The 4,614-nt window shown below is 55.2% G+C and carries 3 protein-coding genes and 2 pseudogenes; 2 read left to right on the top strand and 3 right to left on the bottom strand.

Annotated features, from left to right (window positions below; all coding sequences use genetic code 11):
• Positions 1-186 precede the first annotated feature (186 nt).
• Complete coding sequence (locus ACJHYD_RS24305; RefSeq protein ID WP_001120888.1) at positions 187-1,680, top strand: IS91-like element ISVsa3 family transposase; 1,494 nt, start codon at positions 187-189, stop codon at positions 1,678-1,680.
• Positions 1,681-1,855: 175 nt separating this feature from the next.
• On the opposite strand, the gene ACJHYD_RS24300 is transcribed toward ACJHYD_RS24305, so the two are convergent.
• Positions 1,856-2,158: a phosphoglucosamine mutase gene (locus ACJHYD_RS24300; RefSeq protein ID WP_000251875.1), complete on the bottom strand. Its 303-nt coding sequence runs from the start codon at positions 2,156-2,158 to the stop codon at positions 1,856-1,858.
• A gap of 86 nt (positions 2,159-2,244) precedes the next feature.
• A complete protein-coding gene (sul2, locus tag ACJHYD_RS24295) occupies positions 2,245-3,060 on the bottom strand; it encodes a sulfonamide-resistant dihydropteroate synthase Sul2 (RefSeq protein ID WP_001043260.1) in 816 nt (271 codons plus the stop codon).
• 329 nt (positions 3,061-3,389) lie between these two features.
• Between sul2 and ACJHYD_RS24290 the strand changes: the two are divergent.
• Positions 3,390-3,494 (top strand): annotated as a pseudogene (locus ACJHYD_RS24290) (Arm DNA-binding domain-containing protein); the annotation flags it as partial.
• Positions 3,495-3,747: 253 nt separating this feature from the next.
• Here ACJHYD_RS24290 and ACJHYD_RS24285 read toward each other — a convergent pair.
• Positions 3,748-4,503: pseudogene (locus ACJHYD_RS24285) on the bottom strand (IS110-like element IS5075 family transposase); the annotation flags it as partial.
• Positions 4,504-4,614: the final 111 nt, after the last annotated feature.

The following is a 4,614-nucleotide window of genomic DNA, read 5'->3' as shown; positions in this document are numbered from 1 at the left end:
TTTATTATGGTGATCCCCTGGGCGAAATGCGCCTGGTAAGCAGAGTTTTTGAAATGTAAGGCCTTTGAATAAGACAAAAGGCTGCCTCATCGCTAACTTTGCAACAGTGCCTTTCGGCTGAGGGTAAAAGAACTTTCCGCTAAGCGATAGACTGTATGTAAACACAGTATTGCAAGGACGCGGAACATGCCTCATGTGGCGGCCAGGACGGCCAGCCGGGATCGGGATACTGGTCGTTACCAGAGCCACCGACCCGAGCAAACCCTTCTCTATCAGATCGTTGACGAGTATTACCCGGCATTCGCTGCGCTTATGGCAGAGCAGGGAAAGGAATTGCCGGGCTATGTGCAACGGGAATTTGAAGAATTTCTCCAATGCGGGCGGCTGGAGCATGGCTTTCTACGGGTTCGCTGCGAGTCTTGCCACGCCGAGCACCTGGTCGCTTTCAGCTGTAAGCGTCGCGGTTTCTGCCCGAGCTGTGGGGCGCGGCGGATGGCCGAAAGTGCCGCCTTGCTGGTTGATGAAGTACTGCCTGAACAACCCATGCGTCAGTGGGTGTTGAGCTTCCCGTTTCAGCTGCGTTTCCTGTTTGCCAGCCGGCCCGAGATCATGGGGTGGGTGCTGGGCATCGTTTACCGCGTCATTGCCACGCACCTGGTCAAGAAAGCGGGCCATACCCACCAAGTGGCCAAGACGGGCGCGGTCACCCTGATCCAGCGTTTTGGATCGGCGCTCAATCTGAATGTTCACTTCCACATGCTGTTTCTCGACGGTGTGTATGTCGAGCAATCCCACGGCTCAGCGCGTTTCCGCTGGGTCAAGGCGCCGACCAGCCCAGAGCTCACCCAGCTGACGCACACCATCGCCCACCGGGTGGGTCGCTATCTGGAACGGCAAGGCCTGCTGGAACGGGATGTCGAAAACAGCTATCTGGCCTCGGATGCGGTGGATGACGACCCGATGACACCCCTGCTGGGGCACTCGATCACTTACCGTATCGCTGTCGGTTCACAGGCGGGGCGAAAGGTGTTCACTTTGCAAACTCTGCCGACCAGTGGTGATCCGTTCGGTGACGGGATTGGCAAGGTAGCCGGGTCCAGCCTGCACGCCGGCGTGGCGGCCAGGGCCGATGAACGCAAGAAGCTCGAACGGCTGTGCCGGTACATCAGCCGCCCGGCGGTATCCGAGAAGCGGCTGTCGTTAACACGAGGCGGCAACGTGCGCTACCAGCTCAAGACGCCGTACCGGGACGGCACCACGCACGTCATTTTCGAACCATTGGATTTCATTGCAAGGCTGGCCGCCCTGGTACCGAAGCCCAGAGTCAACCTAACCCGCTTCCACGGGGTGTTCGCACCCAACAGTCGGCACCGGGCGTTGGTCACGCCGGCAAAACGGGGCAGGGGCAACAAGGTCAGGGTGGCTGATGAACCGGCAACACCAGCACAACGGCGAGCGTCGATGACATGGGCGCAACGGCTCAAGCGTGTTTTCAATATCGACATCGAGACCTGCAGCGGCTGCGGCGGCGCCATGAAAGTCATCGCCTGCATTGAAGACCCTATAGTGATCAAGCAGATCCTTGATCACCTGAAGCACAAAGCCGAAACCAGCGGGACCAGGGCGTTACCCGAAAGCCGGGCGCCACCGGCTGAGCTGCTCCTGGGTCTGTTTGACTGACGAGCCTGAAGGCCAACGATACCAATCAAAATGCTGCGTTCACAGCGCCGCGGCAGGGATCCGCCGTGCTGGTTGTCGGAAAAGGAGCCGCTAGTGGGAAAGAGGAGGGTAAATTTTCAGCGTTGCTGGCTCCCCGTCAGCCGGATTGGGTTGCATCGCAGGGGTGTCGAAAGAGTCAACTGCGGTCCAAAGCTGTTGGACTTGGGTGAAAAGGGCGTTTATTCTTCCTATACGTTGTCGGCAGCGGGCCAAAAAGGAATACGTCCATGCCCATCGAGGTGAAACCGGCTGTGAGCGCGGGTTCAAGCATATAGCCCGACAGGCGCGTATCCTTGCCGATCACGACACGATGGCGGTGGTCACCGCGACGAAAGACACGGCCAGCCGCCATGCCGACGCGCAAGGCGGTTTCCGCCGTCATCGCGCCTTCGTTGGCTTTGCCACGAATACCGTCTGTGCCGAAATATTTGCGCACCATAAGGTCGATTATCCTGTCGTCGGGTCGCCCTCAAAGGGGACATGCCTGCTGAACCGCGAATATAGAGAAATATCCCGAATGTGCAGTTAACGAATTCTTGCGGTTTCTTTCAGCGCCGCCAATACCGCCAGCCCGTCGCGCAAGGGGCGCGGCTCGTGTGTGCGGATGAAGTCAGCTCCACCTGCGGCGGCGGCAAGCTCTGCAGCGAGTGTCGCGGCCCCGACATCCCCCGGACCACGGCCTGTGAGCGCGCGCAGAAAGGATTTGCGCGAAACAGACAGAAGCACCGGCAAATCGAAGCGCAGCCGCAATTCATCGAACCGCGCCAGCACCGAGAGCGAGGTTTCGGGAGCAGCCCCCAGAAAAAACCCCATGCCGGGATCAAGGACAAGGCGGTTGCGTTTGATACCGGCACCCGTCAGCGCCGCGATGCGCGCGTCAAAGAACGCCGCAATGTGATCCATGATGTCGCCAGCGGGTGCCTCGCGCCGATCTGCCTGCCCGTCTTGCACCGAATGCATAACGACGAGTTTGGCAGATGATTTCGCCAATTGCGGATAGAACGCAGCGTCTGGAAAACCGCGAATATCATTGAGATAGGCCACACCACGCGACAAGGCATAGGCTTGCGTCGCGGGTTGATAACTGTCGAGCGAGACGGGAATGCCATCTGCCTTGAGCGCGTCCAGCACCGGCGCGATACGCGCGATTTCTGTGTCGGACGAAACAGGCGCGGCGTCGGGATTGCTGGATGCCGGACCGAGGTCGATCACATCTGCCCCCTCGGCCATCAGCTTACGCGCCTGCGCAATGGCTGCGTCTGGCGCCAGATACCGGCCTCCATCGGAGAAACTGTCCGAGGTTATGTTGACGATGCCGAAAATGATGAGCGATTTATTCATGGGGGCTTCTATAATAATAATAATCGAGCATGAGTCTCATACGGATGCTCGGGTCGAAAGGGAATCCCCAGGCGAGTAACCTGTTTGCGGTGATCCATTAGCTGCAGGAGCAGAATAGCATACATCTGGAAGCAAAGCCAGGAAAGCGGCCTATGGAGCTGTGCGGCAGCGCTCAGTAGGCAATTTTTCAAAATATTGTTAAGCCTTTTCTGAGCATGGTATTTTTCATGGTATTACCAATTAGCAGGAAAATAAGCCATTGAATATAAAAGATAAAAATGTCTTGTTTACAATAGAGTGGGTATCGGAGACGAAGAAGGACAAGGTACATGCTGACCGATACCAAGCTGCGCAATCTCAAGCCCAGGGACAAACTCTACAAAGTGAATGACCGGGAAGGTCTCTATGTGGGGGTCGCCTCAGAAAACGGAATCTATGGTCACTCCCGTTTTTGCAACACCGATTTTGACGACAAGTTGGCTTGCTTGAATCTATCCGGCGTCTGAATGGGATTTTATTCCCGCGCCTCGATGAGTTCCGCGCCTGATGAACCTCCAGAAAATATACGGCTTCAATGAGCCTTTCCGTTTTACAGGTTCCTCAACAGGCCGGTGGGCCGTTAGTATCATCAATATCAGTATTCGCAAAACCAGATGAATGATTGTTTAAACTGGTGTATTTCTGCCTTTATGCTTCGTAAGTTTGCTGTCGCGCCGTCAGTGCCCAGGCTATTCTGGCCAGCTTGTTTGCCAGAGCACAGGTGACGACAAAGTTGCTTTTCCGACACAACAACTCCCTGACCCAGTCGGCCAACTTGCCAGACTGGTGTTCCAGTTTTTGTATGAATACCCTGGCACACTGAACCAACAAAGTTCGGATCTTTTTGTTGCCCCGCTTGCTAATCCCTAACAATGTCGTCCGACCTCCCGTGCTGTACTGTCGGGGTACCAGCCCTGTTGCCGCCGCAAAGTCACGGCTGCTGGCGTACTGCTTCCCGTCGCCAATCTCAGTTGAAATAGTACTGGCAGTCAGCGTTCCAACGCAGGGAATACTCAGCAAGCGCTGTCCAACCTCATCTTCGTCCAACTTTCGTTTCAACTGAGATTCCAGATCTTTAATCTGCTCAACAAGATAGTGATAATGCTGTTGTAATTTCAGCAGTAACTGGCTGAGATAAAGAGGCAAACTACTGTCCTCAAGAAGGGTACTCAGTCGACTAATAACGGCAGCACCTCGCGGAACGCTGATACCAAATTCCAGCAGAAAAGCATGCATCTGATTAGTTGTTTTCACCTTATCCTGAACCAGGGATTCACGGACACGATGCAGAGCTCGCATTGCCTGCTGAGATTCGGTTCTGGGCTGCACGAAACGCATAGATGGACGTGATGCTGCTTCACAGATAGCTTCAGCATCAACGAAGTCATTTTTGTTGCTTTTAACGGCACTGTTGCAAAGTTAGCGATGAGGCAGCCTTTTGTCTTATTCAAAGGCCTTACATTTCAAAAACTCTGCTTACCAGGCGCATTTCGCCCAGGGGATCACCATAATAAA

The organism is Escherichia sp. WS1368 (genome assembly GCF_046487485.1).
In the GTDB taxonomy this organism is placed as follows: Bacteria; Pseudomonadota; Gammaproteobacteria; order Enterobacterales; family Enterobacteriaceae; genus Escherichia; species Escherichia coli.
The sequence above is the reverse complement of the archived record's forward strand: the minus strand, read 5'-3'. Positions and strand labels throughout refer to the sequence as shown.

Coding starts and splice junctions, on each gene's coding strand:
- ACJHYD_RS24305 (WP_001120888.1), top strand. CDS start 187: ATGCCTCATGTGGCGGCCAGGACGGCCAGCCGGGATCGGGATACTGGT.
- ACJHYD_RS24300 (WP_000251875.1), bottom strand. CDS start 2,158: ATGGTGCGCAAATATTTCGGCACAGACGGTATTCGTGGCAAAGCCAAC.
- sul2 (WP_001043260.1), bottom strand. CDS start 3,060: ATGAATAAATCGCTCATCATTTTCGGCATCGTCAACATAACCTCGGAC.